Consider the following 17,271-nt stretch of genomic DNA (forward strand, 5'->3'; position numbering starts at 1 on the left):
CGCCGCACTAAGCTGCAACATCACAGACCTCCGTCGCATCGGGACCCGTCTCGTTCCGCGAAGCCGCGGCGGAGGGCGATCCGGGGGAGGTAGACGTGACCACGGACGGGTTCGAGCCGGCCGCGATGCTCGCGGAGATCAACGAGGCGACCGCTCAGGTCCTGGCGAGCGCGGAACGACTGTCGGCCGATCACCTGGCCGGCCCGTCGCTGCTGCCCGGATGGAGCCGGGGCCATGTGCTGACCCATCTGGCCCGCAACGCGGACGCCCTGACCAACCTGCTGAACTGGGCCCGGACCGGGATACCCACCCCGATGTATCCGCCGGGCGACGCCCGCGACCGGGCCATCGAGGAGGGCGCCGGCCGGCCGCCGCAGGAGCAGCTCACCGACCTGTACGACGCCTCGGGCCGGTTCGCCCGGGCGTTCACGGCGATGACGCCGACCGCGTGGGGCGCAAAGGTGACCGCGCGCAACGCCGGCGAGATCGCCGCGACGACGCTGCCCGCCAAGCGGCTGCGCGAGTTGTACATCCACCATGTCGACCTGGACGCGGGCTGGACGCCGGCGCACTGGCCGACCGAGTACGCCGACCGTGAGCTGAACGAGGTGGCGGCGTCCTTCCGCGGCCGGCCGGACTGCCCGCCGCTGCTGCTGCGCGACGACATCACCCACCGCGAGCTGCTGATCGGCCCGGAGGGCGTGGCCCCCGCCGCGGTCGTCTCGGGCCGCCGCCAGTCGCTGCTCGCCTGGCTGATCGGCCGCGCCAACGGCGACGGATTGAGCGTCGAGCCGGCCGGCCCCCTGCCGACACCGCCCGCCTGGATGTAGCCGGCCGGTAGCCGAGAGGGCGCGCGGCCGGGGAGGATGGCCCGCATGACGTATCACGGATCCGTGAAGGTCGGCGGCGCCCCGGCCGTGCGCGAGCTGGCCGAGCTGATGATCACCAAGGTGGCCGTCGGGCCCTACGACAACGACGCCTACCTGCTGCGCTGTCGCGCCACCGATGAGCAGTTGCTGATCGACGCGGCCAACGACGCGGGCACGCTGATCACCCTGGTGGGCGACGGCGGCCTGGCCAAGGTGGTCACCACCCATCGGCACCAGGACCACTGGCAGGCGCTGTCCGAGGTGGTCGCGCACACCGGGGCCACCACGCTCGCGGGGCGCGCCGACGCCGAGGCCATCCCGGTGCCCAGCGACGTGCTCCTGGACGACGGCGACACGGTCGCGTTCGGGGCGATCGAACTGCGGGCCATCCACCTGGTGGGGCACACCGAGGGCAGCGTGGCACTGCTGTACGACGACCCCAAGGGGCACCCGCACCTGTTCACCGGCGACTGCCTGTTCCCGGGCGGGGTGGGCAACACCTTCGGCGATCCCGCCGCCTTCGACCGCCTGATCGACGACGTCGAGCACAAGTTGTTCGACGTGCTCCCCGACGAGACCTGGGTCTACCCGGGCCACGGCAACGACACCACGCTGGGCGCGGAGCGCCCCAACCTCGCCGAATGGCGCGCCCGCCGCTGGTAGCGGATCCGCGGGGCGCCGGGCCGGCTCAGGCCCGTCCGGCGCCTTCGGCGGCCCGGCGCCTGGCCCGGTGCGCCGCCACGTTCGCCCGGTTGGCGCAAGTGTCCGAGCAGTAGCGCTTGCGGCCGTTGCGCGAGGTGTCCGCGAACACGCGGTCGCAGACCGCCGCCGCGCACACCCCGGAGCGGCCGAGCCCGTAGTCGGCCACCAGGTTGGCCAGCCCCAGTGCGGTGCTGATCCGGATGCGCTGGACGAACGGCACCCCCGACGGCGCGTGGTGCAGGTGCAGCCCATACCCGTGATCCACCAGCCGAGGCCGTGACTCGACCCGCTCCAGCAGGCCGTTCACGTGCGCCACGGCGGCCTCCAGATCACCGAGCACGAAGAACGCGCGCAGCTCCCGCGCCCAGGCGAGCAACGGTTCGAGCGCGCTCTCGTCCAGGTCGGCGACCAGGTACGAGAACGGCCTCAGCACATCGCGCGCAGACTGCACGTCCGGCGCCGAGCCCTCCTCGCCGGTCCACGCGTTGACCATCGCGACGGCAGCGCCGACCCCGTCACTGCGGTAACCGTTGACTTCCATTGAACCCTTACCTAGGCTGCGAACTATGTAAGGAGCTACACCAGAACACCCATTACCCTAGCCAACATGGGGGCAACGCGATGTCTTCCCGGTGCGACGCCTGCGGACGGATCGAGGATCCGCGTATGACCGTACTGTCCCGGCACCTCACATCCCAGGGCGAAGTCGTCTACACCCGCTGCCTGTGCGGCAGCGTCGGGGTCCGACTGCGGCCGGGCCCGGACGCGCGACGGCCCCCGCACGAGATCGTCCTCGCACAGGGGCCGCCGGCCGTACCGCTTCCGGGTTAGACGCTCGCGTCCCGGTCCGCCTTCGCGGCCGCCTCGGCCGCCGCCCGCTCGTCCTTCTTCGTCTTGCGCAGACTCAGCACCGTGGTCACCGTCAGGGTCGCCACGATCACGCCGAGCGAGAGCGGGATACCGATCTCCGGCACGTGCACGCCCTCGCCGTGCAGCGCCTCGAAGATCAGCTTGACCCCGATGAAGCCCAGGATCACCGACAGGCCGTACGACAGGTAGACCAGCTTCTTCAGCAGTCCGCCGATCAGGAAGTAGAGCTGGCGCAGCCCCATCAGGGCGAACGCGTTCGCCGTGAAGACGATGTACGGCTCCTTGGTGAGGCCGAAGATCGCCGGGATCGAGTCGAGCGCGAACAGCACGTCGGTGGTGCCGACGGCGATCATCACGATCAGCATCGGCGTGACCAGCCGCTTGCCGTTCTCGCGGACCACCAGCTTCATGTCGCGGTAGCCGTCGGTGGTCGGCAACACCTTCTCGACCTTGCGCAGGAGGGCGTTCTCCTCGAACTCCTCGTCCTCGTCCGACTGCGCCTCCTTGATCAGCTTCCACGCGGTCCAGATCAGGAACGCGCCGAAGATGAAGAAGACCCACGAGAACGCGGCGACCACGGCGGCGCCGGCGGCGATGAAGGCGCCGCGCAACACGAGCGCGAGCAGCACACCCACGAGCAGCACCCGCTGCTGGTACTGCGGCGGCACCGCGAACTTGCCCATGATCAGCACGAACACGAACAGGTTGTCGACGCTCAGCGACTTCTCGGTGATGAAGCCCGCGAAGAACTCGCCACCGGGCTCGGCGCCGGCGAAGACCGTCAGGCCGATGCCGAACAGGACGGCGAGGCCGACCCAGAAGACGCCCCACAGGGACGCCTCCTTGAGGGTCACCTCGTGGGGTTTGCGGTTGATGAACAGATCGACGGCCACCAGTGCCAGCAGCACGACGATGGTCAGGATCCAGGCAACGGGTGAAACGTCCACTGCGCCTCCGGCAGACGTGGGGGGTCGCGTCATCGCCGGAGGGGGGTCTGTACCCCTCCGATTGCCTCCAGGATGCCAGAAGGTAAAGGAAACACCAAGCGATCCTTTGCCAAATCCTGGTGACAGGGCGCCCGGTGATCCCTGTGTCGGACAGCTCGAATACCCGTCACCGGGCGGGCGCGAACCCCCGGCGCGGCTTGAGCGCGGGCGCGGGCAGGGTCTCGGGGGCGCGGGCCGGCGGCACCGGCAGACCCAGGCTGCGGGTGCCGAGGCCCGCGAGGAGCAGCGGCAGCAGGCGGGCGGTGACCCGGGCGTCGGCCAGGGCCGCGTGCGCGTCGGGGAAGGTCAGCCCGAAGTGGGCGCAGCAGGTGCCGAGCTTGTGGTCGGCCAGCGGCAGGCCGGACGCCTTGGCCAGCCGCATCGTGCACAGTGCGGGCAGGGTGGGCGGGGCCAGGCCGGCGGCGACGAACTCGGCCTCCAGGAAACGCTGCTCGAAGGAGGCGTTGTGGGCGACGACGACCGCGCCCGCGAGCAGGCCGGCCAACTCGGTGGCGATCTGAGCGAAACGGGGCGCGCCCACCACGTCGGCGGCGGTGATCCGGTGCACGTGGCTCGCACCCACCGACCGCCCCGGATCGAGCAGCGTGGTCCACTCCCGCAACACCTCACCGGTACCGCGCATCCGCACGACGCCGATCTCCACGATCCGGTCCCCACGCGCGGGCGAGAACCCCGTCGTCTCCAGATCGACAACCGCGAACTCGGTCCGCGCGACCTCGGCGGCCACCCCGAGCATCCGCACCGGATCGGCATAGGCGAACAAGGCGACATCCCTTTCCCCAGGCCGCCTCGATCACGACCGACGGCCCGAGAGTCTACGACCCCGAGCCCCCGCTTCCCGCCCCTTTCCCCCCAACTCCCCCAAACCGACGACCCTTCCACCCCCACCCCAAGCAACCAGCCCACCAGATGCCCAAGTCCCCCAACGCCCCGACCACTCGGGCAACACCCTCCACCGATCCCGGATATCCCAACCGCCAGAAGCCGCAGCTTGGCGGCCACCCACCCGAATCACCCCAACCGCCGAACCGGCTAAGCCTTTTCAGCCACCCAAGCCCCGCGCCCCCGCGGCCTGGTAGCCGCCTCCGCCAGGATGGCCCTCAAACGCCGGACAGGCCGGCTGCGCCCCGGACACCCCGCCCACCGAAAGCCGCGGCCGGACGGCGATCCACGCGGGGTCGGTCCTCAACCGCCGGACAGGCTGGGCAATTTCGGGTACCCCGACCAACGAGGGCTGAGGACACCCGGCCGGAGGCCACCACCAACCGCAACCGCCGGCGCTCGGGGCACCCGAACCACTCAGCCCGTCCGGCGCCTGAGGACAACCCGGAAGGAGGCGAACAGCAAACCGCAGCCCCGGCACCCGGGGCACCGAACAATCAGCCCGTCCGGCGTTTGAGGACACCCGGCCGGAGGCCACCACCAACCGCAACCGCCGGCGCTCGGGGCACCCGAACCGCCCAGCCCGTCCGGCGCTTGAGGACGCCGCGCGGCACGCGACCCGGCGGCCCGGCCGGGCCCGGAAGACCCCGACCCGGCCGCCCCCGGCCTAGCGCGCGCCCGCCACCCAGGACAGGAGTTGGCGTGTGGCCTCGGCGCCGCCGGAGGGCAGGTCCGGGGTGTACACCCACGGCAGGCCGATCCACGGATCCATGATGTGGTCCTCCGGAATCGCCGTCAGCCGCAACAACGACCGCCACAACGGCTCCAGCAGCGGCCCGAACGACTCGGCGTCCACCCGCGATCCGACCACGATCACGTGCACCCCGACCCGCGGCCCCTCCTCGACGATGTGCCGCAACTGCGCCGCACTGCGATCGTCGAACCCGAACGGGAAATCGTGCACCAGCAACAACTGCCGCGCCAGATCCAGCCCGTCCGGCAGCGAGTCCACCGCGTCGTTGGCCACCGCCATCCGCACCAGCTCGATGCGGTCGATGATCCGACCCAGCAGCGCCGAGATGTCGGCCGCGTCGGTGGCCACCGGCCCCACCAGCAGCCGTGAGGCCGCCAGCGGCTGCAACGGCGCCGCCGCCGTGCCCTTGCCCGCCGGGTCGATCACGTGCACCTTGAACTCGCCCACCGGGAAGGCCGCGAACATCCGCGCGGTCAACGACACCGCCAGCTCGTTCGCCCGCTCCGCGCCGTCGCCCCGCTCACCCTCGAGACCGGTGGCGCCGGTGTCCACCCACAACCCGCGATCCATCGGCAGCCGCAACACCATCGGCACCCGCAACTCGGGCCGCTCCGGCAGATACAGGTCGCCGAGCCGAATCGCCGGCGCCCCGTCCTCCGGCGCCTGCCACCCGGCCCACGAGGTGCTGTCCCAACGCGCCATCACCGGCGGCAGGTTCGGCTCCAACTGCTCGACCTCGCCGACCAGTTGCGCGGTGTCGCGATCCAGCACCGCCTTGGCCTGCTCGGCCAGCGCCCGATGCCGATCCCGCGCCGTGTCCTGCGCGGCCAGCCCCGCGGGCGAAAAACGCGCGGCGGGGTCGTTCAGGACCCCCTCCAGCTCCTTGTCCAACCGGCCGTCCGCGTACTCGATCGCCGAGCGATAGGCCGCAGCCGACCGCGCCGCGTCCTCGAACACGCCCCAGACCACTTCGTACAGCTTCTCCACCTCGCGCCGCGCGGCCCGCCGGCTCGCCTCCTGCTCGACGTCCGGCGGCGGCGCGGCCCAGGCCATCCCACCGTTGGCGTCCACGCGCGGCACGGTGCCCGGCTCGCGCGGCTCCGTGGGCGCGTTCGCCGCGCTGAACGGCGCGGCGGCCGGCCCGCCGAGCGCGGTCCGCGCGCGGTCCACCACCCGGGCCCGGTTCTGTACCCCGACGTCCTTGAGCAGCGCCTCCAGGCCCGCGTCGTAGCCCTGCCCGACGGCGCGCACCTTCCACGCCCCCTGGCGCCGGTACAGCTCGACGGTGTGCAGTGCCCGCTCGTTGCCGAGGTCGGTAACCCGGAAGGAGGCCAGGTCCTCGCCCCCCGCGCGCACGGTGACCACGGGCGCCGCGACCACGCCGAAGCGGTCCACGCCGCCGCCCTCGAGGGAGGCGCCGACCAGCACCCGCTCGATCTCGGCGGGCAGTTTGTCCAACTCGAAGGTCGCACCGGCCTGACGGATCGTCACCCCGGCGGTGTCGCCACCGCCGCGCTGGACCACGTCGTCGTCGCCGCGGACCCGATCGTCGGCCCCCACCAGGGCCACCACCAGCTCGACCGGACACTGCGCCGCGACCTCGACCTCCACCCGGGTGTCGGGCAGTGCCAGATTCTGACCCCGTACCAGTTCGGTGCTCACGTGCGTTCGTCCCCTCCCCGCCCCGCCGGGACGGACCCCGCGCGAGCGGGCCGGGAGGCGTCGTCCGCCCGTCCCGGCCCGCTCGCCATGTGTGGTTGTGCGTCCTACAGGTGCGCCATCAGAGCCGGCAGGAGGTCGCGCAGGGTCTGCCCGTGGGCGGGCTCGCCGATCGCGGCCATCTTCCAGCCGGTGCCGTGCCGGTACAGCTTGGCCATGATCTGGCCGGTGTAGTTGCCACCGCCGGAGAGCGTGTAGCGGGCCAGCTCGGTGTTCGTGGTCTCGTCCACGATCCGGCAGAACGCGTTCTCGATCTCCTGGAAGGTCTGCCCCTGGAAGGAGCTGACCGTGAAGATGATCTGGTCCACGTGCACCGGCACGCGACCCAGGTCCACCAGGATCGACTCGTCGTCGCCGTCACCGTGCCCGGTCAGGTTGTCGCCGGTGTGGCGCACGGACCCGTCCTTGCTGGTGAGCTGGCCGAAGTAGCAGACGTCGACCGGCTGGTTCTCCGCGAAGAGCACGCACGACGCGTCGAGGTCGACCTCCTTCTCCCGGCTGCCGAACAGGCCGCGGCGCTTGATGGCGTCCCAGCCCAGGCCCATCCGGACCATGGTCAGCTCGCCACCACCCGGCTTGTCGAGTGAAATCCTCTGGCCCTTGGACATGTTGACGGCCACTGGCGACGTCTCCCCTCACAGATTTTCGGTCACGCGGCTCGTGGGCCCCGCCCCGGAACGGGGCAGGCGGGCCCGTACTGGCCGCAGAGTAGTCCTCGGGGGTCGCCGGTGTCCCGGCGAGCCCCCTCGGACACATTCAGGGTCACGAACCTACCGGTCATGACGTACGGACTCGGCAGGCCGTTCCCTCGGATCCGGCGCGCCGTCCCGTCATCCTGCTACGCGATGCCCGCGGCCTTCATCCCGCGCAGCTCCTTCTTCAGCTCCCCGACCTCGTCGCGCAACCGCGCGGCCAGCTCGAATTGCAGTTCGGAGGCGGCGGCGTGCATCTGGTCCGTCATCACCCGGATCATGTCGGCCAGGTCGGTCGCGGGCATGTCGCTCGCCCCGCCCTTGCGGCCGAGCGCCGGCACCGGTGCCTTCTGCCGGCCCCGGCCCCCGCCGGACAGCAGGTCGGCGGTGTCCGCGTCCTCGCGCGAGATCGAGTCGAGGATGTCCACGATCTTCTTGCGCAGCGGTTGCGGGTCGATGCCGCGCTCGGCGTTGTACGCGACCTGCTTCTCGCGCCGGCGATTCGTCTCGTCGATCGCCTTCTCCATCGACGGGGTGATCCGGTCCGCGTACATGTGCACCTGGCCGGACACGTTGCGCGCGGCGCGGCCGATGGTCTGGATCAGCGAGGTGCCCGAGCGCAGGAAGCCCTCCTTGTCCGCGTCCAGGATGGACACGAGCGAGACCTCGGGCAGGTCCAGGCCCTCGCGGAGCAGGTTGATGCCGACCAGCACGTCGAACTCGCCCAGCCGCAGCTCGCGCAGCAGCTCCACCCGGCGCAGCGTGTCGATGTCGCTGTGCAGGTAGCGCACCCGCACACCCTGCTCCAGGAAGTAGTCGGTCAGGTCCTCGGACATCTTCTTGGTGAGCGTGGTGACCAGCACCCGCTCGTCCTTCTCGGCCCGGATCCTGATCTCGTGCAGCAGGTCGTCGATCTGGCCCTCGGTCGGCTTGACCACGACCTCGGGGTCGACCAGACCCGTCGGCCGGATGATCTGCTCGACCACCTTGTCGGCCTTGGCCAGCTCGTACTTGCCGGGCGTCGCCGACAGGTACACCGTCTGGCCGACCCGCTCCAGGAACTCCTCCCACTTCAGCGGGCGGTTGTCCATCGCGGACGGCAGCCGGAAGCCGTGCTCGACCAGGGTGCGCTTGCGCGACGCGTCGCCCTCGTACATCGCGCCGATCTGCGGCACGGTCACGTGCGACTCGTCCAGCACCAGGACGAAGTCCTCGGGGAAGTAGTCGAGGAGCGTGTTCGGCGCGCTGCCGGCCTCGCGGCCGTCCATGTGCCGCGAGTAGTTCTCCACGCCGGAGCAGGTGCCGATCTGGCGGAGCATCTCGATGTCGTAGGTGGTGCGCATGCGCAGTCGTTGCGCCTCCAGCACCTTGCCCTGCTTCTCCAGCAGCGCCAGCGACTCCTCCAGCTCGCGCTCGATCCCGACGACCGCGCGCTCCATGCGCTCGGGACCGGCCACGTAGTGGGTGGCGGGGAAGACGTAGAGCTCGTCGTCCTCGCTGACCACCTCGCCGGTGAGCGGGTGCAGCGTCATCAGCGACTCGATCTCGTCGCCGAACATCTCGATCCGCACGGCCAGCTCTTCGTAGACCGGGAAGATCTCGATCGTGTCACCGCGCACCCGGAAGGTGCCGCGCGTGAACGCGACGTCGTTGCGGGTGTACTGGTTGCCCACGAAGCGGCGCAGCAGGTCGTCCCGCTCGATCTCCTCGCCGACCCGCAGCCGGACCATGCGGTCCACGTATTCCTGCGGGGTGCCCAGGCCGTAGATGCAGGACACCGAGGCGACCACGACCACGTCACGACGGGTCAGCAGCGAGTTGGTGGTCGAGTGCCGCAGCCGCTCGACCTCCTCGTTGATCGAGGAGTCCTTCTCGATGTAGGTGTCGGTGGTCGGGACGTACGCCTCGGGCTGGTAGTAGTCGTAGTACGAGACGAAGTATTCGACGGCGTTGTTGGGCAGCAGCTCGCGGAATTCGTTGGCGAGCTGCGCGGCCAGGGTCTTGTTGGGCGCCATGACGAGCGTCGGTCGCTGCAGTCGCTCGATCATCCACGCGGTCGTCGCCGACTTCCCCGTGCCGGTGGCACCGAGCAGCACCACGTTGCGGTCGCCGGCGTTGATCCGCTCCTCGAGCAGATCGATCGCCTGCGGCTGGTCGCCGGACGGTTGGAAGGGACTGACGACCTCGAAAGGCGCCACTTTGCGTTCGAGATCGGTGATGGGTCGCACCCCATACACGTTACGACCCCACACCGACAAACGCCGCGAGCCCATCCCCACGGCCCCGACGGGCGGCCCACGGGCCTGATCGGGTCACCCACCCATCAAAGCAACCGCAGCCTGCGCGCCCAACGCAACGGGCGGAGCGGGCGGGTAAAAAAACCCCGACCCGGGCCGCACCCACGACCGAGGCCTCAGGCGCCCGTCAACCGCGCCCACAACGAGTGCACCTGCGGCTCCAGCGCCGCCAACGGTCCGTCGTTGTCGATCACCACGTCCGCGACCGCCAGCCGCTGCTCCCGGGACGCCTGCGCGGCCATCCGGGCCCGCGCGTCGGCCTCCGGCATGCCCCGCAGCCGCACCAGCCGGTCCAGCTGCGTCTCGGGGGCCGCGTCCACGACCACCACCAGGTCGTACAGCCCGGCCAGGTCGTTCTCCACGAGCAGCGGCACGTCGTTGACCAGCACCGCATCCTCCCCGGCCGCCGCCGTCAGCTCCGCCGCGCGCGCCCCGACCAGCGGATGCACGATCGCGTTCAGCGCGGCCAGCCGCTCCGGCGCGCCGAAGACGATCCGGCCCAGCCCCGGTCGATCGAGCGAGCCGTCGGGCAGCAGCACCGACTCGCCGAATTCGGCGACCACCGCCGCCAGGCCGGGCGTCCCGGGCGCCACCACCTCGCGCGCGATCCGGTCCGAGTCGATCACCACCGCGCCCAGCTCCGCGAGCAGCCGCGCCACCTCGCTCTTGCCCGCCCCGATGCCACCGGTCAGGCCGACGTTTCCCCTGCTGCCCATGCCCGCGCCCCTCGTCCGTACCCGGGTCAACCACGACCGGGCCACCGTAGCGGCCGGGCGGCGCCCGCCCCGAAGGCCCTGGCCCCGGACATCCGAAAGCCCGCCCCGGACCACCGGGACGGGCCTGCGCACGGCATGGGGCGTCAGATGTTGAGCTTGCGGAAGATCGGGCGCGGCACATGCCGCAGCGCCGACATCACGAAGCGGAACTGGCCGGGCACCCACACCACCGACGACTTGCGCCGCAGGCCCTTGACGATCGCCTCGGCGACCACCTCGGGCGTGGTGGCCAGCGGCACGTCCGGCAGGCCCTCGGTCATCTTGGTCCGGACGAACCCGGGCCGGACCACCATCACGTGCACGCCCGTACCGTGCAGCTTGTCGCCCAGGCCCTGCGCGAACGCGTCCAGGCCGGCCTTGGTCGAGCCGTAGATGAAGTTCGACTTGCGGGCCCGCTCGCCGGCCACCGACGAGATCACCGCGAGCGCCCCGTGCCCCTGCCGCGACAGCGCGTTCGCCGCCGCGAGCCCGGCCGACACGCCCCCCACGTAGTTCACCTGCGCGACGCGCGCGGCGGCGGCCGGGTCCTTCGCGTCCGCGTCCTGGTCGCCGAGCACCCCGAAGGCGAGCAGGACGACGTCGATGTCGCCCGCCGCGAAGACCTCGTCGATGGTCTTCTCGTGGTCGTCGGGCTCGGCCGCGTCGAACGCGACCACCTCGACCGTGGCACCGCGACCGCGCAGGTCGTCGGCGGCCGCGTCAAGCCCGGCGGAGGGGCGTCCGGCGAGCACGACCCGCCGCACGCGCTCGGCGACCATCGCGCGGGCCGTGGTCAGCGCGATCTCGGAGGTACCGCCGAGAACGAGCAGGGACTGCGGTGCGCCCAAGGCGTCTTTCACGGTGCGTCCTTCACAAAAGCGTGGTTCACGAGACGGAGGAGGGAGTGCTGCGGGGCCGGCCGGTCAGATCCCGAGCCGGCGCGCCTGGTCGGAGACGAACACCCCGTCCGGGTCGACCTTGGCGCGCACCTCGCGGAACTGCTCCAGCCGCGGGTACATCCGGGCCAGGTGGGCCGGGTCCATCCGCGAGTCCTTGGCGAGGTAGAAGCGGCCCTCGTTGGTCAGCACGATCTCGTCGAGCTCGCGCAGCAGCCGGGCCAGGCCGGGGGTGTTGGTCGGGAAGTCGAGGGTCAGCGTCCAGCCCGGCTTGGGGAAGGACAGGAAGCCCGCGTTGCCCGGACCGAAGCGCTTGAGCACGGTGAGCGAGGAGGGCGCGCCGTGCCGGCTGATCGTCTCGACCGCCTTGACCAGCCCGTCCTCGCGGCCGAACGGCACCACGAACTGGTACTGGAGGAAGCCGGTCCGCCCGTAGACCCGGTTCCACTCCTGGACCAGGTCGAGCGGGTGGAAGAACGCGGTGATCGACTGGAGTTGACCGACCTTGTGCTTGGGCGCCTTGCGGTACCACAGCTCGTTGAACAGCCCCATGGTGAGCTTGTTCGGCAGCCGACCCGGCACCAGGTCCGGCACGGTCAGCAGCGAGCCGGTACGAAAGCGCAGCGGGTCCCGGCGCTGCTTGGCGGGCAGGTCGTCCAGCGCCGCGAACTCGCCGCAGGTGAGCACGCAGCGACCCAGGTTCGCGCCCTTGGCCAGGCAGTCGAGCCAGGCGACGGTGTACGTGTACTTCTCGTCCGTCTCGGCCATCAGCGCCATGGCCTCGTCGAGGTTGCGCGTGCGGTCGGTGTCCACCGACGCGAGCGAGGTCTCGATGGGCGTCATGCGGATGGTCGCGGACAACACCAGGCCGGTCAGGCCCATGCCGCCGGCGGTGGCCCAGAACAGCTCCGGGTCGTTGTCCGGGGTGACGGTGCGCTCGGTGCCGTCGGCCAGGAGCAGGTCCATGGACAACACGTGATTGCAGAAGCTGCCGTCGGCGTGGTGGTTCTTGCCGTGCACGTCGGCGCCGATCGCGCCGCCCACGGTCACCTGCCGGGTGCCGGGGGTGACGGGGACGAAGAAGCCGAACGGGACGAACAGTTCGATCAACCGGTCCAGGCTGACCCCGGCCTCGCAGGTGACCAGACCGCGTTCCAGGTCCACCGCGAGGATCCGGTCCAGGCCGGTCATGTCCAGGACGGTGCCGCCGCCGTTCTGCGCGGGGTCGCCGTACGAACGGCCCAGGCCACGGGCGATCACCCCGCGCGAGGTGCGCTGCCCCAGGGCGGTCGCGACCTGCTCGCGGGTGGTGGGCCGCACGACGTCGGCGAAGGTGGGGGCGGTGCGTCCCCATCCGTTCAGCCGAACCCGTCGAGCGGTTGGTCGTACGTCGGCCGACGGGCCGTCAGACATGGAACACTCCCAGAACAAAGGTGAGAAGCCAGGCGAAGCCAAGGCCGACGAGGACCTTGTCCTTGAGGAGAACGTCCTCCGGGGACCCCGCGGTTCCGGCATCCACGTACACGGCGTAGCGCAGGAAGGCGAAGCCGAACGGGATCAGCGACAACTGGTGCCAGGCCAGGGTGGAATCGCCCTCGGGGATCTGGAACGCCCACAGCGAGTAGGTGAGCAGCGTCACCGAGACCGCCATCTGCCACACGAAGCGCAGGTAGGTGATCGAGTAGTTGGCCAGCGAGGCGCGCGTCTTGGCCGCCTCCTCGCCCATCAACACCATCTCCGAGTAGCGCTTGCCGGCGACCATGAACAACGACCCGAAGCCCGCGGTGAGCAGGAACCAGCGCGACAGCGGCAGTTCGGACGCGGTGCCGCCGGCCATCGCCCGGAACAGGAAGCCGGAGGCGACCATGGCCAGGTCGAGCACGACCACGTGCTTGAAGGAGAAGCAGTACGCGACGTTGAGCACCACGTAAAGGCCCAGGACCAGCGCGGTCCCCGGGTTGCACAGCAGCACCCCGAGCACGACCGCGGCGATGCCCAGGATCGGGCCGAGCGTCCAGGCGAGCTTGACCGGCACCACGCCGGAGGCGATCGGGCGGTTGCGCTTGGTGGGGTGCTCGCGGTCGGCCTCGACGTCGAACGCGTCGTTGATGTAGTAGATCGCCGAGGCGGCGAGGCAGAACAGCGCGAACATGATCGCGCTGTGGCCCAGGACGTAGCCCTCGTCCAGTCGCCCGGCCGCCAGCGGCGCGGCGAACACGAGCACGTTCTTGACCCACTGCTTGGGTCGGGCCAGCTTCAGCAGGCCGCCGGCCAGTCCGCCGCGCGGCGGCGCGGGCGCCTCGACCGGGGTCGGGGCGGTGACGGTGGCGGTGGCCGCCGCGGCGGTGGCGACCAGGTCCTCTTCCGCCTCGAGCGACGGTTCGACTTCGGATGTACTCAAGACTTCAGAACCCCTTCGGACGCTCTGCGCGGCGAGCCCAGGCACGACCCAAGCCACCCGCGGCGAGACCCATGGTCGCGCCGGCGGCCACGTCGGACGGATAGTGGACGCCCACGACGAGCCGCGAGAAACACGTCGCGGCGGCTGCCGTGCCGGTGACGGCCGTGGGCAGCAGGCCGTGGAACGCCACGGCCGCGGCAGCGGAGGAGACGGAGTGCGAGGAGGGGAAGCTGTGTCGGCCGGCGGTACGCACGGTCGGCTCCAGACCCGCTATCGCCGGTCGGGGCCGGCGCACGACCCGCTTGATCACCATGCTGGCCACGTGCGCCCCGGCGACGGTCGCGGTGGCGCGCAGCCACTCGGGCCGGCGGTCGCGGTCCACCGCGGCGCCGACCAGGCCCGCGGCGAGCCAGACACCCGCGTGCTCCCCGGCGAAGGACAGCGCCTTGCTCGTGCGCTGGACGACCGGGTGCCCGGTGCGGCCACGCACCCCGCGGTACAGGGCGACGTCGGACGCGCCGACGGTCTTGACTACCTGCCCGGTGGCGAACGCTCCACCAAAGGCCATCGAAATCCCCAATTCCTACTGCACGTCGAGTGAGCGCCCTGCCCCGAAGTCCGGGGGCCTACGTGCTCCGGCGGTCGTCCCGACCGCCACACGGGCCACTTCCAGATGAGCCCGGCGCATGGCACCAATGAGTCAGGGTACGCGAACCTCGCGGGCGCTCTTCGCCGAGTCGGCCCGGTATCACCCCGAAGGGACCGCCACCGATCGGGCACCCGTCCTGCGGCTTCGTTCCAGGTCACACGCTGCCGAACGGGCGACACCGCCGCGCCGCGACCGGCATTTCGTGACGGAACTGTGGCAGACCCGCAGCCTGCGCGAGGCCGGGCCGATGCACAAGCGCGTCCTTGCGCGCGGTCAGCGCAGCGGCGCCGGGGAGAATCCGCCGATCACGAGCCGGGTCGGCGCGCCGCCGCCGTCGGCCGGCACCGACCACACGTCGCCGGCCGCGCCGGAGCCGGTGGGCAGTGCGTACCCCACCGTGTGGTCGTCGATCCAGATCGCCTGGTCGTCCACGCTGTGGGTCTCCGCGAGCGGCGTCTCGCGCATCGTGGCGAGGTCGAGCACATGCAGCCGCCACGGGTTGCGGGTGCTCTGCGAAATCTTCTTCTTGAACACCAGCCGGGTCCCGTCGGGGGACAACGACGGGCACTCGACGTTCTCCCGCAGCACCGTCATGGTGCGCGCCGCGAGGTCCCCGCGGACCAGGTAGGTGCGGCCGGTGCTGTTGGTCGACAAGGTGGCGTAGAACGTGTTGTCGTCGCCGGTGAAGGTGACGCCCCAGAAGTTGCGGTCCGGCGACTTGAGTTCCTTGCCGTCGCGGGTGGTGGTGAAGTCCTCCAGGTTCGCGGTCAGCTCCCCCGTGCGGGTGTCCAGGATCGAGGTCCGGGTGGAGAAGGTCATGGACGCGTACGAGTCGCCGTAGACGAACACGGTCCACGAGGCCATCCGCCCCGACGCCGAGACCCGGGCCCGGTTGGGCGTGCCGGCCAACTCGACCCGGCGCACCTGACGCAGGTCCGCGTCCAGGACCAGCGCGACGGGGGTTCGGGTCAGGCCGCCCTCGGTGGCCAGGCACACCGCGGTGCCGCCGGCCGCGTAGACCCGGTCGCAGGAGCGCTCGCCCACCGTGCGCGGCCCGCCCGGATCGGCCGCCGCCACGGTGGCCAGCCGGCCGTACCCCGGGCCCGACTCGGTGCTGCGGAACAGCAGCCGCGGCGCCCCGACCAGGCTCAGCGGCGGCCCGCCCGGCGCGGTGCCGTCGCCGCCGTAGAGCCGGTCGTCCTCGCGCCGCACCGCGTACACCGTGTAGCCGACCGCGATGCCCGCGAGCAGCACCAGCACCAGCGCGAACACCAGTACGCGCCGCCGGGTGACCACCGGCTTCACCGGCGCGTCAGCGTCGGCGCCGCCGTCGATGTCAACGGACATCGTGGACCTCCGTGGGTCGCGTCGCCCGCACCCGGCGACCCGCCAGGGCGAGGGCGGAGCCGAACAGGGCCACCGCGAGGGCGACCGCGAGCACCCGGATCGCCGTCGCCGGCCCCCACGCGGTCCACAACGCGCCGAAGATCATCGAGGAGGCGAACCGGCCCACCGCCTGCCCGGTCTGCACCACCGCCATCCCGCCCGCCCGACCGGCCGCCGGCAACCGCGCGCCCACCGCGGCCGACAGCACGCCGTCGGTGGCCGCGTAGAACACCCCGTGCAGGGCGAGCACGGTCAGCAGCAGCGGCACCCCGCCGAGCGGACCGCCCAGGAACAGATACGCCGCGAGCAGCGCGCCGTGCCCGGCCAGGAACACCCGACGCCGCCCGACCCGGTCGGCCAGCCGCCCCAGCGGCAGCGCCAGCACCAGGTAGACCCCGGCGGTGCCCAGCGGCAACAGCGGGAACCAGTGCGGGCGGATCTCCAACCGGTGCTGGAGCAGCAGATACACGAACGCGTCGCTGACCGTGACCAGGCCCAGCACCGCCGCCACCACGCACAATCGGCGATAGGGCCGATCCCGCAACAGCCGCGCCCCGTCACGCCATCCGGGCCGGCGCTCCGGGGGATCGCGGTGGTCGCGCACGAACAGCACGAGCATCGCCACCGCCACCAGGCCGACGCAGAAGCTCACCACGAACACCGCGTCGTAGGCGGTGCCCACCGCCGCCAGGATGGTGAACGCCACCAGCGGCCCGGTGAACGCCCCGACCGTGTCGAGCGCACGATGCACGCCGAACGCGCGCCCCTGCGCCTCGGGCGTGCTGGACAGCGAGATCAGCGCGTCGCGCGGGGCCGTCCGCAGCCCCTTGCCCGCCCGGTCGGCGGCGAGCACCGCGCCGATCCCCGGCACCGAGGCGCCCACCAGCGGCAGGCCGAGCTTGGCCACGGCGGACATCCCGTAGCCGACCACCGCGACCGGCTTGCGGGCGGCGAACCGATCCGCGAGGTGGCCGCCGATCAACCGCAGGAAAACCGTGACACCGGAGTACAGGCCGTCCAGGAAGCCGAACTGAAGCATCGTCAGGCCCAGGCCCGTGACCAGGTAGACCGGCATCACCGCGGTGACCATCTCGGAGGAGATGTCGGTGACCAGACTGACCATGCCCAGGGCGATCACATTGCCGGTGACCACCACACCGCGCCCCGACCCGGGCCGCGCGAGCGGCGCATCCGCACGTGTGGACGAGACGTACACGCCGCACCCTCCCCCGGCTGCCGTGTGACCGATCCCGACCCTAGTGCCGTTCGCGCCCCCGCACGCGGAAAACGCCGTCGCCCCCGGGACATCGAAAGGCCCCACCTCCCCGAAGGGAGATGGGGCCCCGCGATACATCCGGCTACCCGAGGTTCACCTCAGGCGTCGTGTGCCCG

General features: G+C 71.5%; 16 protein-coding genes. 3 read left to right on the forward strand and 13 right to left on the reverse strand.

The features are described 5' to 3' along the window. Positions 1-95: 95 nt before the first annotated feature. Together ACH4XV_RS12085 and ACH4XV_RS12090 are read left to right on the forward strand one after the other, a co-directional pair. Positions 96-830 (forward strand): maleylpyruvate isomerase family mycothiol-dependent enzyme, encoded by a 735-nt coding sequence (locus tag ACH4XV_RS12085; protein ID WP_395788892.1) that lies wholly within the window; start codon positions 96-98, stop codon positions 828-830. 45 nt (positions 831-875) lie between these two features. Continuing rightward, positions 876-1,532: an MBL fold metallo-hydrolase gene (locus ACH4XV_RS12090; protein WP_395788894.1), complete on the forward strand. Its 657-nt coding sequence runs from the start codon at positions 876-878 to the stop codon at positions 1,530-1,532. Between the two features lie 25 nt (positions 1,533-1,557). On the opposite strand, the gene ACH4XV_RS12095 is transcribed toward ACH4XV_RS12090, so the two are convergent. Further along, the gene (locus ACH4XV_RS12095; RefSeq protein WP_395788896.1) at positions 1,558-2,112 is read right to left on the reverse strand and encodes a CGNR zinc finger domain-containing protein; all 555 of its coding nucleotides are present in this window, start codon (positions 2,110-2,112) and stop codon (positions 1,558-1,560) included. Between the two features lie 125 nt (positions 2,113-2,237). Here ACH4XV_RS12095 and ACH4XV_RS12100 point away from each other — a divergent pair, with 125 nt between their 5' ends. Further along, on the forward strand, positions 2,238-2,402 hold the full coding sequence (locus ACH4XV_RS12100; protein WP_380011333.1) for a hypothetical protein: 165 nt from the start codon (positions 2,238-2,240) through the stop codon (positions 2,400-2,402). On the opposite strand, the gene ACH4XV_RS12105 is transcribed toward ACH4XV_RS12100, so the two are convergent. The 12 genes from ACH4XV_RS12105 to ACH4XV_RS12160 form a co-directional block, all read right to left on the reverse strand. Continuing rightward, positions 2,399-3,388: a TerC family protein gene (locus ACH4XV_RS12105; protein WP_395788898.1), complete on the reverse strand. Its 990-nt coding sequence runs from the start codon at positions 3,386-3,388 to the stop codon at positions 2,399-2,401. The two genes, ACH4XV_RS12100 and ACH4XV_RS12105, sit on opposite strands and share 4 nt — an antisense overlap. A gap of 166 nt (positions 3,389-3,554) precedes the next feature. Beyond that, on the reverse strand, positions 3,555-4,211 hold the full coding sequence (locus ACH4XV_RS12110; RefSeq protein ID WP_395788900.1) for an exonuclease domain-containing protein: 657 nt from the start codon (positions 4,209-4,211) through the stop codon (positions 3,555-3,557). Between the two features lie 786 nt (positions 4,212-4,997). After that, a complete protein-coding gene (locus ACH4XV_RS12115) occupies positions 4,998-6,746 on the reverse strand; it encodes a TerD family protein (RefSeq protein ID WP_395788902.1) in 1,749 nt (582 codons plus the stop codon). A 104-nt stretch (positions 6,747-6,850) separates the two neighbouring features. After that, a complete protein-coding gene (locus ACH4XV_RS12120; protein ID WP_078977660.1) occupies positions 6,851-7,423 on the reverse strand; it encodes a TerD family protein in 573 nt (190 codons plus the stop codon). A 218-nt stretch (positions 7,424-7,641) separates the two neighbouring features. Next, positions 7,642-9,723: an excinuclease ABC subunit UvrB gene (uvrB, locus tag ACH4XV_RS12125; RefSeq protein WP_395788904.1), complete on the reverse strand. Its 2,082-nt coding sequence runs from the start codon at positions 9,721-9,723 to the stop codon at positions 7,642-7,644. A gap of 185 nt (positions 9,724-9,908) precedes the next feature. Then, on the reverse strand, positions 9,909-10,508 hold the full coding sequence (gene coaE / locus ACH4XV_RS12130; RefSeq protein ID WP_395788906.1) for a dephospho-CoA kinase: 600 nt from the start codon (positions 10,506-10,508) through the stop codon (positions 9,909-9,911). Positions 10,509-10,651: 143 nt separating this feature from the next. Next, positions 10,652-11,407, reverse strand: a complete 756-nt coding sequence (locus tag ACH4XV_RS12135) for a decaprenylphospho-beta-D-erythro-pentofuranosid-2-ulose 2-reductase (RefSeq protein WP_395788908.1) — start codon at positions 11,405-11,407, stop codon at positions 10,652-10,654. Positions 11,408-11,470: 63 nt separating this feature from the next. Then, entirely contained in the window at positions 11,471-12,856 is a 1,386-nt protein-coding gene (locus ACH4XV_RS12140; protein WP_395788910.1) for an FAD-binding protein, read from the reverse strand. Further along, positions 12,849-13,844, reverse strand: a complete 996-nt coding sequence (locus ACH4XV_RS12145; RefSeq protein ID WP_395788912.1) for a decaprenyl-phosphate phosphoribosyltransferase — start codon at positions 13,842-13,844, stop codon at positions 12,849-12,851. Before ACH4XV_RS12145 ends, ACH4XV_RS12140 begins: the two co-directional genes overlap by 8 nt. A 4-nt stretch (positions 13,845-13,848) precedes the next feature. Then, entirely contained in the window at positions 13,849-14,412 is a 564-nt protein-coding gene (locus ACH4XV_RS12150; RefSeq protein WP_395788914.1) for a phosphatase PAP2 family protein, read from the reverse strand. A gap of 354 nt (positions 14,413-14,766) precedes the next feature. Beyond that, complete coding sequence (locus tag ACH4XV_RS12155; protein ID WP_395788916.1) at positions 14,767-15,840, reverse strand: hypothetical protein; 1,074 nt, start codon at positions 15,838-15,840, stop codon at positions 14,767-14,769. Then, complete coding sequence (locus ACH4XV_RS12160) at positions 15,830-17,095, reverse strand: MFS transporter (RefSeq protein WP_395788918.1); 1,266 nt, start codon at positions 17,093-17,095, stop codon at positions 15,830-15,832. The genes ACH4XV_RS12155 and ACH4XV_RS12160 overlap by 11 nt, the downstream gene beginning before the upstream one ends. Between the last annotated feature and the right edge of the window lie 176 nt (positions 17,096-17,271).

This window comes from Embleya sp. NPDC020630 (assembly GCF_044334985.1).
Classification (GTDB): Bacteria; Actinomycetota; Actinomycetes; order Streptomycetales; family Streptomycetaceae; genus Embleya.